Origin of the sequence: Wenyingzhuangia marina, assembly GCF_900130035.1 — a bacterium.
In the GTDB taxonomy this organism is placed as follows: domain Bacteria; phylum Bacteroidota; class Bacteroidia; order Flavobacteriales; family Flavobacteriaceae; genus Wenyingzhuangia; species Wenyingzhuangia marina.
The window spans coordinates 237,485-260,983 of sequence record NZ_FQXQ01000004.1; the positions used below are offsets into that span (position 1 = coordinate 237,485).

At 31.3% G+C, this 23,499-nt stretch carries 10 protein-coding genes and 1 tRNA gene; 9 read left to right on the top strand and 2 right to left on the bottom strand.

The genetic code is table 11. The features are described from left to right. Positions 1–18: 18 nt before the first annotated feature. The gene (gene tsaE, locus BUB70_RS10510; RefSeq protein WP_073121322.1) at positions 19–423 is read right to left on the bottom strand and encodes a tRNA (adenosine(37)-N6)-threonylcarbamoyltransferase complex ATPase subunit type 1 TsaE; all 405 of its coding nucleotides are present in this window, start codon (positions 421–423) and stop codon (positions 19–21) included. Positions 424–437: 14 nt separating this feature from the next. Further along, a tRNA-Leu gene (locus tag BUB70_RS10515) sits at positions 438–520 on the bottom strand. 269 nt (positions 521–789) lie between these two features. Between BUB70_RS10515 and BUB70_RS10520 the strand changes: the two genes are divergently transcribed. From BUB70_RS10520 to BUB70_RS10565, 9 genes are all read left to right on the top strand, one after another. Then, positions 790–4,875 carry a hybrid sensor histidine kinase/response regulator transcription factor gene (locus tag BUB70_RS10520; protein WP_084730261.1) on the top strand — a complete coding sequence of 1,362 codons (4,086 nt, stop codon included), beginning with the start codon at positions 790–792 and terminating at the stop codon, positions 4,873–4,875. 560 nt (positions 4,876–5,435) lie between these two features. Further along, entirely contained in the window at positions 5,436–8,747 is a 3,312-nt protein-coding gene (locus BUB70_RS10525; RefSeq protein ID WP_073121327.1) for a SusC/RagA family TonB-linked outer membrane protein, read from the top strand. Positions 8,748–8,757: 10 nt separating this feature from the next. Next, the gene (locus BUB70_RS10530) at positions 8,758–10,728 is read left to right on the top strand and encodes a RagB/SusD family nutrient uptake outer membrane protein (protein WP_229742990.1); all 1,971 of its coding nucleotides are present in this window, start codon (positions 8,758–8,760) and stop codon (positions 10,726–10,728) included. Positions 10,729–10,748: 20 nt separating this feature from the next. Then, positions 10,749–12,014 carry a DUF4959 domain-containing protein gene (locus BUB70_RS10535; RefSeq protein ID WP_073121680.1) on the top strand — a complete coding sequence of 422 codons (1,266 nt, stop codon included), beginning with the start codon at positions 10,749–10,751 and terminating at the stop codon, positions 12,012–12,014. 68 nt (positions 12,015–12,082) lie between these two features. Then, a complete protein-coding gene (locus BUB70_RS10540) occupies positions 12,083–12,739 on the top strand; it encodes a DUF4998 domain-containing protein (RefSeq protein WP_159431428.1) in 657 nt (218 codons plus the stop codon). A 256-nt stretch (positions 12,740–12,995) separates the two neighbouring features. Then, the gene (locus BUB70_RS10545) at positions 12,996–15,164 is read left to right on the top strand and encodes a glycoside hydrolase family 43 protein (protein WP_073121333.1); all 2,169 of its coding nucleotides are present in this window, start codon (positions 12,996–12,998) and stop codon (positions 15,162–15,164) included. Between the two features lie 89 nt (positions 15,165–15,253). Then, positions 15,254–16,240: a family 43 glycosylhydrolase gene (locus tag BUB70_RS10550; protein WP_073121335.1), complete on the top strand. Its 987-nt coding sequence runs from the start codon at positions 15,254–15,256 to the stop codon at positions 16,238–16,240. Between the two features lie 95 nt (positions 16,241–16,335). Beyond that, complete coding sequence (locus BUB70_RS10555) at positions 16,336–19,086, top strand: LamG-like jellyroll fold domain-containing protein (protein WP_073121337.1); 2,751 nt, start codon at positions 16,336–16,338, stop codon at positions 19,084–19,086. A gap of 427 nt (positions 19,087–19,513) precedes the next feature. Further along, positions 19,514–23,476 (top strand): FG-GAP-like repeat-containing protein, encoded by a 3,963-nt coding sequence (locus BUB70_RS10565; protein WP_229742989.1) that lies wholly within the window; start codon positions 19,514–19,516, stop codon positions 23,474–23,476. The last annotated feature ends 23 nt before the right edge of the window (positions 23,477–23,499 follow it).

The window sequence follows — 23,499 nt, forward strand, 5'->3', positions numbered from 1 at the left end:
AATAATACAGGTTGTTAGTTACTTTAAAAAAAGAGTTCTACTGTTGTCTTCGTTAGTTTTAATAGTAACAACCTGTGCATCTAAAGGTAGTAAATTTTCTACATTTTCAGGCCATTCTATGAAAGCCCAATGATTGTTGTATAAGTATTCTTCTATTCCAATATCATAAGCTTCGTTTTCATCTTCAATACGATAAAAATCAAAATGATATAAAATGTCATTATTCTTGGTTTCATATTCATTAACCAAAGCAAAGGTTGGAGAAGAACTAATATTACACCCTAGTTGATTTGCAATTTCTTTAATAAGTGTAGTTTTACCTGTACCCATAGAAGCATAAAACAAAAGAGTTTTACTTTTGGTGTTATTAATAACTTTTTTTGCTACTGCAGATAAATCATTTAAGTTATAGGTAATTTCCATCCTTATTTTCTTAGTACACCTAACTGGATTCGAACCAGCACGTCCATAGGACACTACCCCCTCAAGGTAGCACGTCTACCAATTCCGCCATAGGTGCTTGGTATTAAAACTAAATTGTTTTTAATAGAACGCAAATATATAAATACAAGCTTTATATTACATATTTTATTTATAGATTTAAATAAGGGATTGTTTATAAAATAAAAATTACTTTTTTGGGGTATTTTTTAATAGTATATTTACAGGTGTGAAAATTACATTTATAAGTATGGTGGTATAAAATATACTATATTTATTGATGTTAATAATACTTTAATTTTGATTTAAAATTATAATAGTAATTATAATGTCAAATAATTTTTTCAGATGAATATTAAGAATTTTACATATATATTTTTGTTTTTTAATTGTTTGCTATTTGGACAGGATAATAAAGATATTGAGAAAGAGCGTTATAGAATAAGTTATATAGATATTAAAGATGGTTTAGCTAATAATTCTGTAACGGCCATATACAAAGACAAAAAAGGTTTAATGTGGATTGGTACTTATGATGGTGTTAGCAGGTATGACGCATATGATTTTGTAAATTATAGAAACCAACCAAATGATACATTAACGCTTATCAATAATAAAGTTACTTGTATTAGTGGGACTTTAAATCATATTTGGATAGGAACAAAAAAAGGAGTTAGTGTTTATGATTATTTAACAAATGAGTTTAAAAGACAGTTCTTTTTAAATACCGAAAATAAGTCTACAGAGTTTATTTCATCGGAAGTGTATGATATTAAAGAATATCAATCGAATGTATATATAGCTACTGCCGGACAAGGATTGTTTTATTATGATGAAAAGAATGAAAAATTAAATAGAGTTTCATTAAAAATTGGAAATGAAATTACTAAAACATATCATGTCAAAGGGATAGAATTCGATACCTCAGGAACTTTATGGGCTGTTATTTCTGAAGTAGGAATAGTAAAAATGGAATCAGGATCAAATACCTTAAAAATTGTTTATAGTGGTATTAAAGATGGTAATTGTATTATAAACGATGGAGAATCGAATATTTGGATAGGATATGAAAAAGGTATTTACAAGTATAATATTTCTACAAATAGGCATGTTAATTATTCAAAGCAATTAAAGGGCTATCCAATTAAAGATATTTTATGTGATCATAAAAAAAATGAACTATGGATTGCTACTGATGGGAATGGAGTTGTAAAGTATAATTTAAAAACTGATGTTTTTTATCATCTTTCAAATTCTGATGATATAGATGCAGGTCTTGTAACTAGCAATGCTATTTCTACAATGTATCAAGATAATGATAATAGATTTTGGATAGGAACTTTAAGAGGAGGGGTAGATATAATTGAAAGTAAAAAATCTCCTTTTACTATTATTTCTAAAAAACAAAACGTAGCCAACACTCTTCCTAGTAATTTTATATTGTCCTTTTCGGAACAAGATCCTAATCATATATGGATAGGTACAGATGGTGGAGGAGTAAGTTTATGGAATAGAACCAAAGATGAGTTTGTTAATTATTCGTACAACCCAAATGATTTAAGTTCTTTACCTAATAATTTTGTAACAGGAATTGTGACTACCAAAAAAGGAACATGGTTTGGTACTTATGGTGGAGGTGTTAGTTTATTTAATACTAAAACTAAAAAATTTAAGAAATATGAACTTTTAAATACTAAGAACAAAGAGGTTGAGGATTATGTTTGGAAGTTGTATGAGAGTAAGGAAGGAGAGTTATGGGTTTCAACACATAATGGAGGGGACGGATTGTATAGGTATAATAAAGATATAGATCAATTTGAGTTTGTTCACATAGGATATATAGGGGTAATTTGCATGACTCAGGATAAGAACAATAATATGTGGGTAGGTACTTTCTCAGAATTGATAAAGTTAGATTTAAATAAAAACAAGCATCAGTCTTATTATATAGGATATCCAGTTCAGTCTATTGTTGAGCATGCAGAAGATAAGATGCTTATTGGTACTGAAGGAGGAGGCTTAATAGTGTTTAATCCTAAAACTTCTAAAAAAAGAGCTTTAACAGAAGCAGATGAAATATCAAATAATTCAATTCTAAATATTGAAAAGGATAATCAAGGTTGTTATTGGTTAAGTACTTATAACGGAATTACAAAATTTAATGCGGATACTAATGAAATAGTTAAGTATTACGATTCAGATGGACTTCAAAGTAATCAGTTTAATTACAATGCGTCATTAAAATTATCTACGGGAGAAATTTTAATGGGAGGAATTAAAGGGTTCAATGTAATTGATTCTAAACCTTATAGTATAGCTAAAGATTTTCCTCCACTAGTTATAAATTCAATAAAAGTAAATAACAAACCATTAAGTCAGTTTGGAAAAACTGCTTTTGGAATAAATGAAATAGAACTTCCTTTTGAAGACTCAATGGTTACTGTTGAATATGCTGGTTTAGATTATAGTTTCCCTGAAAAAATATCTTACGCTTATTTTTTAGAAGGATGGGATTCTGAATGGCATGAGGTTGGAAATATACGAACTGCAAATTATTCCAAGTTAACAGAAGGAAACTATGTATTGAAAATAAAATCAACCAATGCAGATGGAAAATGGAATAATCAAACATTAACATTTCCAATTACTATTTTACCGCCCTGGTATAGGACTGTATGGGCTTATCTTTTGTACGTACTTATTTTTGCTTTAGCAATCTTTGTTGTAGATAGGTATCAGCGTAGACAAACAGAGCTTAAATTTGAAATTAAATTATCAAAAGATTTAGCAGCTCAAGAAAAAGAATTAAATGAGAAAAAATCAACTTTTTTCACAAATATCTCACACGAATTTAGATCACCATTAACTATGATTATTAACCCATTAAAGGATATAGTTAATAGTGAAAACTCTAAAGTGGATCCTAGTGTTATTGAGGTTGTATACAAAAACTCTCGTAGATTGTTAAGTTTGGTGGATCAACTTTTGCTATTTAGAAAGACTGAAACTGAAACAGGAAAATTAATTATTAGTAGAATGGATTTGGTAGAAGCATGTAATGAAGTGTTTACTTGTTTTACAAATCATGCTAAAACAAAAAATATAGCTTACTCTTTTAAATCAGATGTAAATGAGCTTTTTGTTTATGCGGATAAACAAAAAATAGAAATAGCGTTGTTTAATTTAATATCCAATGCATTAAAGTTTACGGAAAAAGAAGGAGGAGAGGTAAAAGTGAGGTTAAATGTGCTTTCAGGTGATAAAACATCTATAAGTGTAATAGATAATGGTAAAGGGGTGACAGAAGAGGATAAAGAAAAAATATTCGACTTGTTTTATCAAACTAGTAAAAGAGATAAAAGTAATCGTAAAGGTTTTGGAATAGGTCTTTATTTGGTTAAAGAGTTTGTAGAGCAGCACCAAGGAGATGTGGCTTGTTATGATACAAAAAATGGAGGAACTACTTTTGAAATTAAGTTGTTAAAAGGTAAATCTCATTTTGGAGACGTAGAAATTAAAGAAGAACTTGAAGAAGAGCATATTGATTATGTAGAGGAGGTTTTTGAAGAGGTAGAACTTATTGAAAAAGATGAAAATTATGAGGAGTCTAAAGAATTAGTAAAGAACTTAAAAAACTTGTTAGTTGTAGATGATAATCCTGAAATAAGAAAATATTTAAAAAATATTTTATCACCTAGATATAATATTACAACAGCTAAAAGTGCAGAGATGGCTGTAGAGGTACTTAAGACAATTCCGTTTGATTTAATTGTTTCTGATGTGGTCATGGGAGAAATGAATGGAGTTGAATTTTGTAGATATGTAAAAACAACAGAAGGATTAAAGCATATTCCAATCATACTACTTTCAGGAGGGAGTACAGAAGGAGTAAAGCTGGAGAGTGCAGAAGTAGGTGCTGATGATTATATTACTAAGCCTTTTGATAAAGATTATTTATTAGCTAGAATTAACGGGATTTTAACTAGAAGAGAAAGTGTACAGAAACATTTGCTTAATACGGTTACCAAAAGTGTAACTAGCTCTAAATTATCTGAAGAAGATAAACAGCTTTTAGATAGGATAGTAGATATTATAGAGAATAAAATGGAAGAAGAAAGTTTTAATATTAAAACTTTAGCAACAGAGGTAGGAATGAGTCATTCTTTATTGTATAAAAAAATCAAAAAAATCACAGGAAAGTCAGCTACAGAATTTACGAGAGGTATTAGACTAAGAAAGGTAGCGACACTATTAATTACTACAGATATGCAGGTTAATCAAGTAGCAAGTATGGCTGGTTTTGGAGATCTTAAATATTTTAGAAAACAATTTCAGCAGTTTTACGATATGAATCCTTCAGAATTTAAAAAGAAGTATCAAAACGTAAAAGATAAAAAATACATCTTAAATGATGAGTTTTGGAAATCTAAATAGACTATAGCTAAAATTAATGAAATATTAATAAGGTATTGTTGTGATAATACTATTTATAGCATATGTTTTGTGTAATGAATCCTATATTTTAGTTATTTAATAATAAAAACTACTATTTAGTGGCTTCAATACGATTTTACCCCTTTCTTTCTATCAATATGTCCCATCTTTATTGTGTTTTTTTAATGATATTTGAAAATGTTTTAAAGCTAAATAAATAGCAGTATTGAGAGTGTGTTTTTGTAATGATTTAGACTATTCTTAATGTGTAAAAAAAGAAAATTTTAAAAAAAGTGCATTCTCTTAAAGGTTTTTGTTTTTGAAATTGCACTAAATTTTTTAATCATTATTATAAATGTGTAAATCACACTTTGTTATTGATTAAGATGTATTAACTGGAGAAATAAAATTACTTATATTGAAACATAAAAATAACTAAATACTATTAACTAAAAATGATTAACTAAATGAATTCTAAGCTATTGATAAGGAAATTTGAATTGAGCTCATTTTTTATGGGAAATAACAAATTTGTAAAACGATTAACTAACTAAACTATTATGAAATTGATAAAAACAAGAAAAAACTATTTTTCTTCACATGGGTTTGATTTTAAAATAAGAGCAATAATGTTATTGGTATTTATTGCTACATATCAGGTTCATGCAACTGAGGTAAATGTTACTGATGTTTCAGAAGAAATTCAAAAGAGAACTATTTCGGGTGTTGTTAAAGATTCTCAAGGAATGGCTTTGCCTGGAGCAAATGTATCTGTAGAAGGAACGGATAATATTGTAATGACGGATTTTGATGGAGAATTTAAATTAAATATTCAAGATGGAGATAAGACTTTAGTGGTGTCTTATTTAGGTTTTGAAACGGAGAAAGTGTCAATAGGAACAAAATCAGTATTTACAATTATATTGAACCCTAGTTCTGAAGCTTTAGATGAATTAGTTCTTGTAGGTTTTGGTACTCAGAAAAAAGAAAGTATGGTAAGTTCGATTACTACGATTAATCCTAAAGAGCTTAAAGGGCCTACAAGTAACCTTACTAATATGATTGCAGGTAGAGTAGGTGGGGTTATTGCTTACCAAGACAGTGGAGAGCCTGGTCAAGACAATTCAAACTTTTTTGTTAGAGGATTGGGTAGTTTCGGGTCAGGGCCACAAAATCCATTAATATTAATTGATGGTATTGAGTCTACAACCACTGATATGGCACGTTTGCAACCAGATGATATTGAAGATTTTTCAGTATTAAAGGATGCAGCTGCCTCTGCAGTATATGGAGCTCGTGGAGCTAATGGAGTTGTGTTAATTAACACCAAAGGAGGTAAGGCAGGTAAGACAAGGTTTCATTTAAGAACTGAAAGTAGGATTTCTTCGAACTCTAAAAACTTTAATTTTGCGGATAATATTACGTACATGAATTTGGCTAATGAGGCTTTTTTAACAAGAATATTGCCAGGTGAAAATGTAAATGGTGGAGCGCCTCCCTATACGCAAAATAAAATTTTTAGAACTTCAATTGGAGATGATCCACTTTATTATCCAAATAATAATTGGATTGACGAATTGGTTAAAGATTACACTGTGAATCAAGGATACAATTTAAGTGCAAGCGGAGGTGGTGAAAAAGCTAAATATTATATTTCAGGTACTTATAATATAGATAATGGAGTTTTAAATGTTGAAGGATTAAATAATTTTAATTCTAATATTAAGTTAAAAAATTATTCTTTAAGATCTAATTTAGATATCAACTTAACTCCTACAACAAAGGCTTCTGTGAATTTATATGGTCAGTTTGATGATTATAATGGTCCCATTGGAGGTCGTGATAGAAATAATAATAGAGTTAGTGGAGGAAAGCACATTTTTAATTTAGCCTTGTGGTCTAATCCTGTAGCGTTCCCTAAAAAATATCCAGCTAGTTTTCTACCATATATAGACCATCCTCTATTTGGTGGTGAGAAAGTACGTGGTGCAACTAATGATATTATGACAAATCCTTATGCTGAAATGGTAAAAGGATATGCTTCAAGTAGAGCATCTACCATACAAACTCAAGTAGAGATAGAGCAGGATCTAGAATTTATTACAAAAGGATTGAGTTTTCGTACTATGGGTTATATAAGAAGATTTGGGAAATTCGAGTCAGCAGCATCGTACAATCCTTTTTATTATGCTTCTAGGATAGATCCAGAGACGGGAGAGCTTAGTATAAATGTATTAAATGATGGTAGTGAAGGAAGTATCGGAATTCCTGGACGAAGTTATCTTAACATGTTAGGTGAGTTTGAGGTTAAGGAGTTTGATTCACGTATACATTTACAAACTTCTTTTCATTATAATAGAACCTTTAATGAAAAACATGAAGTATCTGGAATGTTGATTAATTTAATTTCTAATTATGAAACAGGAAACACATCTGAGTTACAAACATCTTTACCAAATAGAAATCACGTACTTTCAGGTAGGTTTACTTATGGCTATGATGCTAGGTATTTAGCAGAATTTAATTTTGGATATAATGGGTCTGAAAAATTTGCTTCTGGAAACAGATATGGTTTCTTTCCATCTATAGGATTGGGATATCAAATGTCAAATGAATCATATTGGGAACCTTTGAAAGATATTATAACTTCTTTTAAGATACGTGGTACTTATGGTAGGTCTGGAAATGATGCTATTGGGGAAAGAAATGATCGTTTCTTTTATTTGTCTTTAGTAGATTTAAATAGTCCTCGTTATGGTGCTTCTTTTGGAGAGGAAGCGACATATTATAGAAATGGTGTTCGAACACTACGTTATGCAAATCCTGAAATTGCTTGGGAGACTTCTGAGGTATTAAATGTAGGGTTCGATTTAGAAATAGACAAATCTCTTACTTTTAATGCAGATTTCTTTACTAGAACGACAAGTAATATTTTAGAAAAAAGAGAAAATATAGGTACTATAGTTGGGCTTGGACGTGATGATCAGGGTAGACCAATACAACCAAGGACTAATTATGGTATTGGTAAGACAGAAGGAATGGAATTTGCGTTGAATTATAACAAACAATTTAACTCAGACTGGTATACACAACTTAGAGGAAACTTCACATATGCAACAAGTGAAAGAGTTCAAACAGATGAACTTAATTATCCTGATGAGCTTTCATATAGATCAAAAGTAGGATATAGTTTCAGACAAGAATATGGATATATTGCAGAGCGTTTATTCATTGATGATTTTGAGGTAGCTAATTCACCAACGCAATCATTTAATGGTATTGTTAGAGGAGGTGATATAAAGTATAGAGATGTAAACGGAGATGGACAAATTACGGAAAATGATAAAGTTCCGATTGGGTATCCTACTCTTCCAGAGATTATTTATGGATTTGGAGGTACAGTAGGATATAAAAACTTTGATTTTAACATATTTTTTCAAGGTTCCGCAAGGTCTTCATTTTTTATTAATCCTAATGATATCGCTCCATTTGTTGCATCTGGAACATATCAAAATGGTTTGTTAAAAGTAATAGCAGATGACCACTGGTCTGAGGCAAATAGAGACTCTTACGCGTTATGGCCACGTTTAAATGAAAATATGACTTGGGGTAGGGAAGAAAATAACCTTCAACAATCAACTTGGTGGATGCGTGATGGATCTTTTATAAGATTAAAAACAATAGAAGCTGGATATAACATCCCAGAAAAATTACTTTCTAAAGTAGCGGTTACTAGTGCTAGATTATATTTTAGTGGAAATAACATTGCTGTTTGGAGTAAATTTAAATTATGGGACCCAGAAATGGGAGGAAATGGTTTAGGTTATCCGATTCAAACAGTATATAATTTAGGTTTAAGAGTTGATTTTTAAAAAAAACATTATGAAGACAATAAAAAATATAATACATACACATAAATGTCTCTACAAGCTTAAAAAAGCAATAGGAACTATCTTTATGATATCGGCTTTTACAGTATTACAATCATGTGAAGATACTTTCTTAGATGTTGTACCTGATAATATAGCAACTATAGAAGAGGCGTTTAAGTTAAGAAACGAAGCAGAGAGATACTTGTTTACATGTTATTCATTTCTTCCTGATAATGCTAGTTTTTCTAGAAATGTTGGTATGTTAGCGGGGAATGAAATTTGGATTCAATCAGATGCAGCAAGGTATTCGAGCCAGTCTCACTTTATTGCGTTAGGTTTACAAAATTCGGGTAGTCCATTGGTAAATGTTTGGGAAAATTTTAACGTAGGTTCTGGAAACTTATTTGAAGGGATTAGACATTGTAATGTCTTTATAAGAGAGATGCAAAATGAAGACAATGCTCCAGATATGCGTGAAGCTGAGCGTCTAAGATGGATTGCAGAAGTTAAATTTTTAAAAGCTTATTACCATTATTTTTTAATGAGAATGTATGGGCCTATTCCTGTTCTACGTGAAGTTATACCTGTAGCTGCGAAAGATGAAGAATTAGAATTGGAAAGAGAACCTATAGATTCTACAGTTGATTATTTGGTAGAGTTATTAGATGAGTCTATTACTAATCTTCCTCCAATTATTGGTGATACTGAAAATGAATTAGGTCGTATTACAAGACCTATTGCTGCTGGAATTAAAGCAAAATTATTGTTAATGGTTGCTAGTCCATTGTTTAACGGTAATCAAGATATGATTGGCTTTAATACTAAAGACGGTACTGCGTTATTTAATACAGTTTATGATGAAGAGAAGTGGGAAAGAGCAGCTATAGCGACTAAAGAAGCTATTGACTTAGCTGAAGCTAATGGAAATCAGTTATACGTTAGTGAGGATCCAGTTGTTCAATTAGACCCAATTGTAAAGACCAAACTAGATATCAGACAAGCGATAACTGAACGATTTAATTCTGAAATTATTTGGGGAAATACTAATAGTCAAACGACTGAATTACAGTTGTTTTCAATAACTCCTTTTAGTTTTGATACTAATCATGATCAAGCTAGAAAAGTACTATCACCTACAATTGCATCAGCTTCTAATTTCTACACAAAAAATGGAGTGCCAATTGAGGAAGATAATACACTAAACTACGATGATATTACAGAATTGAGACAAGCAAGTGTTGATGATAGATTTAATATCAGACAAGGTTATAGAACCTCTATATTGAATTTTGATAGAGAACCTCGTTTTTATTCCTATTTAGGTTTCGATGGAGCTGTTTGGTACACAGATCAAGCGTCTAGTAACCCAACTAGATATTATATAAGAGCAAAATCTAAAGATTATGCTGGTAGTTCTGATGTTTTTTTCAAAAATGTAACTGGGTATTATATCAAAAAATTTGTTAACTCTAAGGTTTCAATTAATGATAATGGTGGTGTTTCTTTTAGAAGTTACTCTTGGCCAGAAATGAGATTAGCAGACTTATATTTAATGTATGCGGAAGCATTAAATGAAGTAGCCTCTACTCCTGATGAGAATCCTGAAATATTTCAATATATTGATGCAGTACGAAATAGAGCAGGTTTAGAAGGTGTAAAAACATCATGGGATAATTTTTCTACCAATCCTGCTAAATACACAACCAAAGACGGAATGAGAAAAATTATTCAAAAGGAACGTAGTATTGAGATGGCATATGAAGGTAATAATTTTTGGGATAACTTGCGTTGGAAAACGGCTATTGAAGAATATAATAATCCTATTACTGGATGGAATGTAAATGGTGATGACGATGATAGTTATTATCAAGTTATTACTATTCGTCAACAGCGTTTTGTTTCGCCAAGAGATTACTTTTGGCCAATAGGTGAATTTACTTTAACTCAAAACCCTAGCTTGGTTCAAAATCCAGGTTGGTAATTACAAAAACATATAAAATTATGAAACGAAATATTATAAAATCCTTAAGTTTTATCATATTGTCTTCTTTTATGACTTTAATAAGTTGTGCAGAAGATATAGGTAATACTCCGTTAGAGAGTAATACAAATGGACCTGGAAAAGTAACAAATGTTACCGTCCAAAATCTTTCAGGAAAAGCAGCAATTAGATATACATTACCTGATGATCAAGATTTACTATACGTAGTTGCCAAATATCAATTAGAGAATGGTACTGACATGGAGGTGAAATCTTCTTACTATTTAAATTTTATGTTGTTAGAAGGTTTTAAAGGAGAAGTTGAGGGAAAAGAAGATATAGAAGTAGAAATTACAGCAGTTAATAGGAGTGAAGTTGCTTCAGAACCAGTTATAATTACTGTAACGCCTAAAAAAGCACCTATTTATGATGTGCGTTCTTCTTTAAAAGTTGATAATGATTTTGGAGGGATGTCTATATCTGCATTAAATCCATCTAAAGACAAGGTTTCACTTTTAATAATGCAAAAGAATGATGAGGGGGACTGGGAGCCTACTCCTACAAGTCTCTACGATACTACATTAGATACTATTATGAAAAGTGTAAGGGGGCTTGATACAATTCCTAAGGAGTTTCAATTTGTTGTAAGAGATAGATGGTTTAATTATTCAGATACATTATCTCAAATAGTAAAACCTTTATATGAAACAGAGATGCCTAAAGCTAATATGAATATTGTTAAATTGTCAAATGATGCACCTTATCATGCAGGACACGTTAATGATAGAAACTTATTTGATGGAGAGGCTCCTAATTATTGGGCATCTTATTTTTCTGCAAGAAGTTATAGTGGTGATCATCTGGTAACTTTTGATATTGGTGAAGAAGTTAAACTTAGCCGTATACATTTGAGAAACTTTGGAGAGCCAGTAGGACCTGGTGGAACACGTTTATACTTCTACTTAGGAGCTGTGAAAAAATTTAGACTTTGGGGTACAAAAACCATAGGTGGAGATCCTGCTACAAATGGTGATTTATCTAATTGGACATTGTTAGGAGAGTATGATGTTATAAAGCCTTCAGGTTTACCATATAATTCTGAAGATAATGAAGATTTTATTGCAGGAAGAGATGGTGCTGATTATATGATTCCGATTGATAAGGAGAAGGTACGTTATCTAAGAATAGAGGGCTTAGAAAACTGGATTGGAGCTAAGTATATGGCTATTAATGAGGTTGAGGTTTATGGAAATCCTGATTTTGTAGAAGAGCCAGAAGAAAATTAATGTTCATTAGAAAAAACAAAAAAATGAAAACAGCAAAAAATAAAATTTATAAGGTTATAGCTATAGCCTTGTTATTTTTAGGTGTAACATCATGTTCCAAAAGTGATGAATATCTAAAGTATACAGAAGGCGGTGAAATTTCTTACACTGGTAGAATAGTTAATTTAAGTATTCATCCGGGTAGAAATAGAGTTAAGGTTGAAGGGATTATTTTAGCAGATCCTAAAGTAACCGAAGTAAGAGTTTATTGGAATTCTCTTAGAGATTCTGTATCAATTCCTGTGGATAGAACAGAAGACAGAGATACTATATCATACTATATTAATAACATGGAAGAGAATATTTACAATTTCACTGTTAATACTTTAGATGCTTTGGGAAATAAATCAATACCTACGCAATTGACTCAGACAGTGTACGGTGATCGTTATCAATCATCTATCTCAAATAGACCTTTTAAATCAAATACTATCGTAGGAGATAGTATCAATATTTCTTTTTCTACGGTTGATAAAAGTTCAGGAATAGTAGGTTCTTATATTCAATACACAAATATTTTAGAAGAACTAAAGACTGCATTCATAAGTGTTGATTCTACTTCTATAGGTATAAATAATTATAAAGCTAGTTCTCCATATAAATACCGTACGTTTTTCATACCTGCGAGTCAAGGTTTAAAATCAATAGATACTTTTTTCACAGACTATAAACAGATTACTCCGTAAATGAAATATGGTTTGTAATAGAGTATATTCTTAATATATTACAAATAAAAGAGAAGATGATGTGTTTGCATTTTCTTCTCTTTTTTTAATAGTAAAAATATAATTTATAAAATATGAGAATTAAAAAGGAAACTTTAACATAATGTGTTGTGAATTATAAATTCATAATAATATAATAGGGTATTTTGTATTTATACTTTTAATGTATTATCTCTAAAACAATCAACAGAAAATCAACCACCTCAATATTTTTAACATGAAAGAACAGAAAAGATTAAGTCATCAGTTTTTAGTTATTTGTCTTTTGGCAATAACTTTGTTTTCTTGTAAAACGATATCTAATACAGATAAAGAAAACAAGTACACCCATTACTTGTTTACTTATTTTACTGGTAACACCGGAGATGAAGAAGCTATTAGATATGCTTTAAGTAAAGATGGATATAATTACCAAGCCTTAAATAATAATCAACCTATTATAGATTCTAAGAACATTAGTTCAACAGGAGGCGTTAGAGATCCTCATATTTTAAGAGGTGCTGATGGAAAAACTTTTTATATGGTTGTGACTGATATGGTTTCAGCGAATGGATGGAGTTCTAACCGAGCAATGGTTTTAATGAAGTCTACCGATTTGATAAATTGGACCTCTACGGTGATTAATATTCCAAAGACATATCCTAAGGAATTTGGTGATGTTGTTCGTGTTTGGGCACCACAAACAATTTATGATAAAGATGCTAAAAAATACATGATCTATTGGTCTATGTTAGGAAGTAAGGGACCAGATATTATTTACTATGCTTATGCAAACAAGGATTTTACTGAATTAGAAAGTACTCCAAAGCAACTTTTTTATAGCCCTACAAATAGTGCATGTATAGATGGTGATATTATTTATAATAATGGAAAATATCATTTGTTTTTTAAGAATGAAAGTCATGGAGGTGGTATTAGAAAAGCCGTTTCAGATAATTTAACAGAAGGATATGTACAACAAGATGGTTTTTATGATCAAACAGATGCTGCTGTAGAGGGGTCAGGTATTTTTAAGTTAATAGATTCTGAGGAGTATATTTTAATGTATGACATGTATACTTCAGGAACATATCAGTTTACGAAATCAAAAGATTTAGAGAATTTTGCAGTTATAGATGAAGCTGTCTCTATGAATTTTCATCCAAGGCATGGAACCGTTATAAGAATTACTGAAAAAGAGACTCAAGCTTTAATAAAGAAATGGGGAACTTTAGAAAAAGGAGCCATTTTAGGTATTGAATCTAAAGATGTAAAGCCTAACAACATTATTATTAACGATAAAGAAAGTGCTATCTATATTCCTGTAAAGATAGGGACAGATATTAAAAACTTTGATCCAGAAATAAAAACAGTTTCTTGGGCAAACGTATTAACTCAAGGAACTAAAGATTTTTCAAAAGGACCAGTATCATATACTATTGCTACAGCTGGAGAACAAAAAACTTATAAAGTTACCGTTAAAGTAGATAATAATCCTGTCTTAAATGGCTTTTATGCAGATCCTGAGATTATTTATGCTCATAAAACCAATAAATATTATATTTATCCAACTAGTGATGGTTTTACAGGTTGGTCAGGAACTTATTTTAAAACATTTTCATCACCTGATTTAGTACATTGGACAGATGAGGGAGTTATCTTAGATTTGAAAAAAGATGTAAGTTGGGCAGATAGAAATGCTTGGGCACCAGCTGCAACTGAAAAGAAAATAAATGGCGAGTATAAGTATTTCTATTATTTTACCGCAGCTCAAAAAATTGGAGTTGCAGTTTCAGACAATCCAACAGGACCATTTGTAGATTCAGGAAAAGCATTAATTTCAAAAAGACCAGAAGGAACAAGAGGAGGACAAGAAATAGATCCTGATATATTTACAGATCCAGTATCAGGTAAGAGTTATTTGTATTGGGGAAATGGTCACATGGCATGTGTTGAGTTAAATGATGATATGGTTTCTATAAAACCAAATTCTTTAGTGTTATTAAGACCTGACAGGACTTTTAGAGAAGGAACTGAGGTTTTTTATAGAAAGGGGAAATATTATTTTCTATGGTCAGAAGATGATACAAGAAGTCCAAATTATCGAGTAAGATATGCCACTTCTGATAGTCCAATAGGTCCGTTAAACATTCCTGAGAACAATTTAATTTTAGAAAAAAGACCCGAAGATGGAATTTATGGTACGGGACACAACAGTGTTATTCAAACTCCAGGAACAGATATTTGGCATATTGTTTACCATCGTTTTAATCGTCCTAATGGAATTAATATGGGAGGTGCTGCTGGATATAACAGAGAAGTTTGTATAGATAAAATGGAATTTAATGAAGATGGTAGTATTAAACCCGTAATACCTACAATAGAAGGAATAAATTCAATTGATTAAAGTCATCGTTCTATGTTTTTGATTGATTTGTACATGTAGTTTTAATGGTCATGAGATAACTTTATCAAACATAAAAAACATTCAAAAAAATGATTAAATATTATCAATTACTACTACTTGTTATCTCCGTTTTTTCGATAACAAGTTGCAACAAGAAAGTAAACAAAATTAGTATAACAAACCCTATTGTAGAAGGATCTTTTGCAGACCCCTCTATTGTTAAACATCAAGGAAAGTTTTACGTTTATGCAACAAAAGATCCATGGGGTGGAGAAGATTTGGCTGTTATGGAATCCTCAGATTTTAAGAATTGGGAACAAAAAACAATTAATTGGCCAACAAAAGAAATGTGTACAAGTTCTACTTCGAACGGAAGCATGGTTTGGGCACCTTCTGTAATTCAAGCAAAAAACGGAAAATTTTATATGTATGTTTCTGTGGGGAGTGAAGTTTGGGCTGGTGTTAGCGAACATCCTCTTGGTCCATGGAAAAATGCAAAGTCAGACAATACTCCATTGATTAAAGGGGATATGTTTCCAGAATACCACATGATTGATGCAGAGGCTTTTATAGATGATGATGGACAGGCATATTTATACTGGGGGTCTGGTTTAAATTGGGTAAATGGACATTGTTTTGTTGTAAAGTTGGCTGAAGATATGATTAGTTTTGATGAAAAAACAATAAAAGATGTTACTCCTCCAAATTATTTTGAAGCTCCTGTAATGGTTAAAAAGAATAATAAGTATTATTTAATGTATTCTGATGGAAAGTGTACTAACGAAACATACAAAGTTAGGTATGCTGTTGGAGATACTCCATACGGACCATGGGTAGAAGGAAAACAAAGCCCTGTGTTAACTACTACTAATGACGAAACAACTTTTGGACCAGGACACCACACAGTATTTAGTGAAGGAGGACAAATGTATATTCTTTATCATAGAATAAAAGATCATACGAATCTGGGGCATGATGACTTGTTGAGAGAGCTAGCAATTGATAGTTTAAATTTTAATTTAGAAGGTGGAATTAAAAAAGTACGTCCTTCTGGAGTAGTAATCACATTAGAATAGTTACGTATTCTATGTAAAACCAAATAAGAAATATTGCTTTATAGGTTTTGTTAATTTAAAATTACCACAAGAAGCGAAATAGAAATCCAAAATCAATGAAAAATCACATACTTATAATCTTAAACTTGTTAATGATTGGTAAAATCTATTCACAAGAAATAAATTCTAACAATACTATAGTAGCTCAACCTATTCCTGATAGAACTGTTTACTATAAAGTTTCTGATGAAGGTGTTGCTAAGCCAATTATATGGGGATTAGATTTAGCATGGTTGAGTGAAAGTAACATTAGACGAGGAGTCGCTTTTATGGGAAAAGAGAATGTAGATGTAATAAGATCTTCATTTATACCTACTCAACCTTTATTAAACGATAATCAATTGCAAGGTGATGCATTGTCTAATACAAATTTAAGAATTAGTATTCTTAAAAAGTATTTAGATCCAGGATCTAACATAGTACTTAATTCAGATCACCCAAGTGTAAATTCTTATTATAAAGGAAATGCACAAAACTGGGCAAAATTAATAGAAGTTACAGCTAAGTTACACCAAGATGCAGGTTTTAATATCACTACTGTATCCCCTTTTAATGAACCCGACTATAGTGCAACAGGACAAGGTACAATTCAAGATTTTTATAACATATGTGGAGAATTAAAAAACAATTCATTTTTTGATGGTATTCGTATTTCTGGAGGTAATACTCTTAATAATGATAAGGCCTCTGAGTGGTATAACTTTTTAAAAGATAGATTAGACGAAGGAAATACACATCAACTTGCTGGTGGTTTTGATAGTTATGCTAATTTTTATCAAGAAGTAAGAGAAAATGGAGATCATGCAACCAATGATGAATTGCATAATGTTATGGAAGCTATGGTTGGAGTAGAATACGGTATGCAAACAGGAATTTGGTGGGGAACTGCAGAGTTAGCAAGAGGTGAATTTGTTAAAGCGAGTGATGGAGTAAGGTTAGGATATAATGAACATAGACCTAATTGGACTGCTGCTTCGGTATACCGCGCACCTTCAGGGAAAACTCAGGCTTTCGTAGGTTCTTCAGAAAGACAAGCGGTAACAACTACTTATAGATTTGTATCTACAGAAAGAGATGTGTTTTATGATGGACATGGTCCTCAAAGAGAATATACAGTTGTAATGCCAGGAGGAACGGGGTATCAACAAGGGCAAAGCAATGCAGAAACTGTAGTGAATATTACTTGGGGAGATGATATTCAGCCAGTAGTTGATGGACGTTATATTATAGTAAATAGAAGTACAGGTAAAGTATTGCAAGTTGATGGAGGTTCTTTAAATGCAGGTGCAAATTTAGTTCAAGGAACTAATATAGGAGCAACTCACCAACAATGGAATGTAAAACCAGTATACGCAAAAATAGGAGGTGATTTTAGTTATGTGACTATTACAGCTCAACATAGCGGTAAATCTCCTGATGTATTAAACTTTTCTTTAAATAATGGAGGGAATATTATAGTGTGGGATGATTTAAAAAGTGGAAATCAACAATGGTATTTAGATTATGCTGAAGACGGTTGGTTTTATATTCGTAGTCGCCATAGTGCAATGTGTTTGAATGTAACTAATTCAAGTACATCAAATGTTTATCAATGGGAAAAAAATGGAGGTGAAAATCAACAATGGAGATTTTTACCTGTTGATGCTCCTGTTGAGTTTGATGCTCCAGAAGCTCCTAGTAATTTAACTACGACTGAAAATTCGGCATCTATTCAGTTGAATTGGTCTAAAAATATAGAATCAGACGTTGTTTCTTATAACATTTATCGTTCGACAAGTAAAGGAGCTGATTATAATACAATTGCCAGAAATGTAAGTGTAAATTCTTATGTAGATAATACGGTTATTCCAGGTGTAGAATATTTTTATGTAATTAAAGCAGTAGATAAATCATTAAATACGTCCATGTATTCAAATGAAGTTTCAGTTTCGGCTATTGGAGATAATACAATAGTAGCTCATTACAAATTTGATGGAAACACGGTAGATAGTTCTATAAACCAGAATAATAGTTCTTATTACGGAGTTTTATCTACAACTGAAGGTAAGATAGGTAGTAGTATAAAATTAAATGGTAGAAATAACTTTGTACAATTACCAACAACCATTGCAAATCATCAAGAAATAACAGTTGCTACGTGGGTTTATTTTGACGGAGGAAGTTCATTGCAACATATTTTTGATTTTGGAAGTGGAGAGTCTGATAGAATGTTTTTAACACCTAATTCTGCGTCTGGTGAACTGTATTTTGGAATTAAAACTAATGGAGTAGAAGAAAGTTTGTCTACTACAAGCTTGTCGGCAGGAGCATGGCACCATGTGGCTGTTACTTTAAACTCATCTTTAGCAAGTTTATATGTAGACGGTGTTTTAGTAGATGAATCAAACTCTATCGTAAACAGCCCACTAGATTTTAAACCTGCTTTAAATTATATAGGGCGTAGCCAATATTCAGGTTCGTTATTTGATGGGAATATTGATGATTTTAGAGTTTACAATTATGCATTAACAGTTGATGAAATTAAAAAATTGGTAGACTTAGATAATCTTTTTACTGCTAAAGTGGAGAAAAACGAAATTAATGTATCTCCTAATCCAACATCAGGAAAGGTAGATTTATACCTGCCAAGTAATCATAAATTAATAGCAATTGAAGTATATAGTATTAATGGAAAATTAATAAGTCAATCAAATTATGAGGTAGAAAATGGGAAGATTGTTCTAGATTTAGAAAATGAATTACCAGGAATCTATTTTGTTCGTATTCCATTATACCCTGAAAATACAATTAAAATCATTAAAAAATAGTTGCTAAAGAAGGACTAGATAGAACTATAACATATGATGTTTCTATAAAATAGTATATAAGTATGATGTTGTAAGAGAAACAAAAGAGGTTGATCAAATTTTATTGATTAACCTCTTTTATTATTTAATATGAAATAATTTCTTGTTTTTTTTTGAGATATTACGATGTAAGTGTAACTTGTGCATCCTTTGAAATGTACAGGTGAAAAATTAGAATCAGTATATGAAAAAAACAGCCAATACTTGGTAGAATGTTTAATTAAGGAGATGCCAATAGCAAATATTTTAACTTTTAATGAAAATTCTAACCATAGAGTTAATAAAGTTTTAATAATTGATTATTCAAAGTTATTAATTATAGAAGAAGATGGATTTTAAAAACAATTGTTCTTATTATTTACTCGTTGTTTGTTTTTTAATAACAAATATGTTGTCAGCACAAACATTTGAACATATAGAGCATTTAAACGGTTTACAAGATGTTGCAAAAAATAATGGAACAGCAGTAGCTGATTTTGATCAAGACGGTGATTTAGATTTATTTGTGGTAGCAAAAGCAAAAGAAGACCCAAGTATTAGTAAAACCAAAAGTAGGTTGTTTAGTAATAATAATGATGGGACTTTTACTGATGTAACAAATACCTCGGGATTGGTAAACCTATTTACTAACACTGAAAACGCAGAACCTAGCGAAACTCTAGTAGGATATAAATTTGGTGCTTTTTGGGGAGATTATGACAATGATGGTTTTCCAGATTTATTTATGACACACATAAATAAAATACAATTATTTCATAATGAACAGAATGGTACTTTTAAAGATGTTACAGATTTAGTTGGACTTAAAAAATATAATAACTGTATAAACACGGATGCCACTTGGTTCGATTATAACAATGATGGTTATCTTGATATATATGTTTCAGATTGGAGTAATGACCTTGCAGGTAATAAATTATATAGGAATAATGGTGATAATACATTTACCGATGTTAGTGATATATTTCAAAGTCCTATTAAAAAACACTCTTACCAAAGCATACCATTTGATTTTAATAACGATGGTTGGATGGATTTATATGTTGCTAATGATTATAGCACAGAAACGAATGACCTTTTTATTAATAATGGAGGTTCTGGTTTTGTAGAACAAGCAGAGAAATACAATTTAAATCGTTCTCTAAATGATATGGGAATTGCCATTGGGGATTATAACAATGATGGTTTTTTTGATTTTTATGTTACGGCAATAGTAAGTAACGGACTTTTACATAATCAAGGTAATAATATTTATAGAGATAGGGCCATTGAACTAGGCGTTGCAGATGCAGGTTGGGCTTGGGGTGTTACTTTTTCAGATTTTGATTTAGATAGAGATGAAGATTTATATGTAGTTGGTGGTTGGGAAGATAGTTTTTATTCTCAAGATAGATATAGAAACAAATATTACGAGAACATATTAAATAGAGGGCATTCAGGTTTTATAGATAGTTCGGATAAGAGTAAGTTGGGAGAGATAACAATAAGTGTTTCTCAATCTATTTTTGACTATGATAATGATGGTGACTTGGATGCCTTTATCACAAATAATGATGGGCCATCTTATTTTTATGAGAACAAAACCTTAGATTTTACGAATCAAAGTTTAGGACAGCCTAATTGGTTTAAAGTAAAATTAGAGGGTACAGTATCAAATAGAGATGCTATTGGAACTAAGTTGTCTATAAAAACAGTTAGTGGAACATTACATAGATATTATACTGGTAAAGGTTTTTTATCACAAAGTTTACAATCTGTTCATTTTGGATTGGGATCAGATAATGAGATTTTAGAATTAAATATTACTTGGCCATCCGGTGCAATAGAAACATTTAAGAATATATCAGTAAATAAAACTGTTTTGGTAAAAGAGGGTGTTGGTATAGAGGCTTATAATAGTTTACCTAGTGTAAAAGTTTATGGTTGTACGGACCCCAATTCTTGTAATTACAATCCAAATGCTACGATTAGTGATGGAAAATGTACCTATTTAGAAGGAGGGCATATTTCTGGTAAAAAGAATGTAATTCAAGAAAATATTGAAGTTTACTCTTATAATTTACCAGAAGGATCTAGAGCGGATTGGGATATTATTGGAGGTGAAATTTTAGAAATATCAGATGAAGGTGTTTTAACAGTAAAGTGGGGCAGTCCTGGTACAGGAGTTTTAAAGGTAGTAGAATCGAATGATTATTGTGTGAGTGAATCAAAAGAGTTTACAGTTAGTATATACAAAGATGTAGTAGATACGACCAATCCTCATTCAGTAGCAAGAATATGGAATGAGACTTTATTATCATTAATACGAAAAGATTATGCAAGACCTACGGTACATGCAAGAAATTTATTTCATACAAGTATTGCTATGTATGATGCATGGGCAGTTTATGATGAATCGGCATTGACTTATTTACTAGGAAATACCATTCATGGTTTTAGTAGTGAATTTGATGGTTTTAGTACCTTAGAATACATAAAAAAAGCTAGAGAGAAAACGATAAGCTATGCTATGTATAGATTATTATCTCACAGATTTAAACATGCTCCGAACCCAATATTGTCTCAATCTATTATAGATGCTACAATGACAGAGTTAGGTTATGATAGTTCTATTACAGATGTTGATTATAGTACAGGAAATCCTATTGCTTTAGGGAATTATATTGCTACACAAGTAATAAATTACGGATTACAAGATGGTTCAAATGAAGAAGAGTTATATGCTAATAAGTTCTATCAGCCAGTTAATCAACCTCTAGATCTATCAAACCCTAAAAGTTTAGAAAATATAGACCCTAATAGATGGCAACCTTTAAGCTTTAATACATTTATAGATCAGAGTGGAAATGTAATAGGAGGAGTTACTCCAGGTTTCTTAGGTCCAGAATGGGGAAATGTTTTACCTTTTTCACTATCCGAACAAGACAAATCTGTTTACAGTAGATCAGGACATGATTATGCAGTGTATCATGACCCCGGAGCTCCTCCGGTTATTTCTGATGATGAATATAAGTGGGCATTTAGTTTAGTATCTAAATGGGGATCTCATTTAGACCCTACCGATGGAGTGATGTGGGATGTTTCCCCAAAATCTATAGGTAATATTGATTTTGAAGAGTTACCAACCAGTTTTACTGATTATGCTAAGTTTTATAAAGAGGTTGCAGGTGGTGATATTGGAAAAGGAAGGTTTTTAAACCCTGTAACGCAAACATCTTATCAGGAACAATGGGTTCCTAGAGGAGACTATACAAGAGTTTTGGCAGAATTTTGGGCAGACGGACCAGATTCAGAAACACCACCAGGTCATTGGTTCACAATCTTAAATTATGTAAATGATCATAAACTATTGGTAAAAAAACTAAATGGTCAGGGAAAAGTTTTAGACAATTTAGAATGGGATGTTAAGTCGTATTTTATATTAGGAGGAACGATGCATGATGTAGCGGTAGCGGCATGGGGAATAAAAGGTTGGTACGACTATATTCGACCTATATCAGCCATACGCTACATGTCAGAAAAAGGACAAAGTAGTGATCCATCAAAACCTAATTATCATAAAGACGGAATTCCATTACAAACAGGATTGATAGAAGTTATAAAAGAAGGAGACCCTTTGGCAGGAGAAAATAATATAAATGTTGGAAAAATAAAGTTGTTTTCATGGAGGGGACATAAATTTATAGAAGACCCAGCGGTGGATGAAGCAGGTGTTGGTTGGATTTTAGCAAAAGATTGGTGGCCATATCAAAGACCAACTTTTGTAACCCCACCATTTGCAGGTTATGTTTCAGGTCATTCAACTTATTCAAGAGCCGCAGCAGAAGTGATGACAGCATTAACGGGAGATGAATATTTTCCTGGAGGTTATGGAGAGTTTATTGCTAAGAAAAATGAGTTTTTGGTTTTTGAGGAAGGACCATCAGTAGATGTAAAACTACAATGGGCTACTTATAGAGATGCTTCAGATCAATGTAGTTTATCAAGAATATGGGGAGGGATTCATCCTCCTTTAGATGATATTCCAGGTAGGATTATAGGAGAGGAAATAGGTATAGAATCTTATAAATATGCGACTAGTTTTTTTAATAAGAAAACTGTAGATGATAACACAAGAATAGAGGTAAGTCCCAATACGCTTAGAGAGGGTATAAGAGAGGTTGAAGTAAAAAATGTATTAGAGGATAGTACTATCTATCTGTATAATATAAATGGAAAATTTTTAGAGGTTTTAAGCAAGGAGTATAATTCAAGGACTAATAGTTATGTTGTAAGGCTTCCTGTATCATTATCAGCAGGAATCTATATTTTAAAAGTAAATAATCAATCTAGTAAAATAATCGTTTTATAGAAATAAAAGAGATTTATGATTAA

Bases quoted from the DNA above. Each gene is read 5' to 3' on its own strand.
- BUB70_RS10545 (WP_073121333.1), top strand. From the start codon at position 12,996: ATGAAAGAACAGAAAAGATTAAGTCATCAGTTTTTAGTTATTTGTCTT.
- BUB70_RS10520 (WP_084730261.1), top strand. From the start codon at position 790: ATGAATATTAAGAATTTTACATATATATTTTTGTTTTTTAATTGTTTG.
- BUB70_RS10550 (WP_073121335.1), top strand. From the start codon at position 15,254: ATGATTAAATATTATCAATTACTACTACTTGTTATCTCCGTTTTTTCG.
- BUB70_RS10535 (WP_073121680.1), top strand. From the start codon at position 10,749: ATGAAACGAAATATTATAAAATCCTTAAGTTTTATCATATTGTCTTCT.
- BUB70_RS10565 (WP_229742989.1), top strand. From the start codon at position 19,514: ATGTTGTCAGCACAAACATTTGAACATATAGAGCATTTAAACGGTTTA.
- BUB70_RS10525 (WP_073121327.1), top strand. From the start codon at position 5,436: ATGAAATTGATAAAAACAAGAAAAAACTATTTTTCTTCACATGGGTTT.
- BUB70_RS10555 (WP_073121337.1), top strand. From the start codon at position 16,336: ATGAAAAATCACATACTTATAATCTTAAACTTGTTAATGATTGGTAAA.
- tsaE (WP_073121322.1), bottom strand. From the start codon at position 423: ATGGAAATTACCTATAACTTAAATGATTTATCTGCAGTAGCAAAAAAA.
- BUB70_RS10530 (WP_229742990.1), top strand. From the start codon at position 8,758: ATGAAGACAATAAAAAATATAATACATACACATAAATGTCTCTACAAG.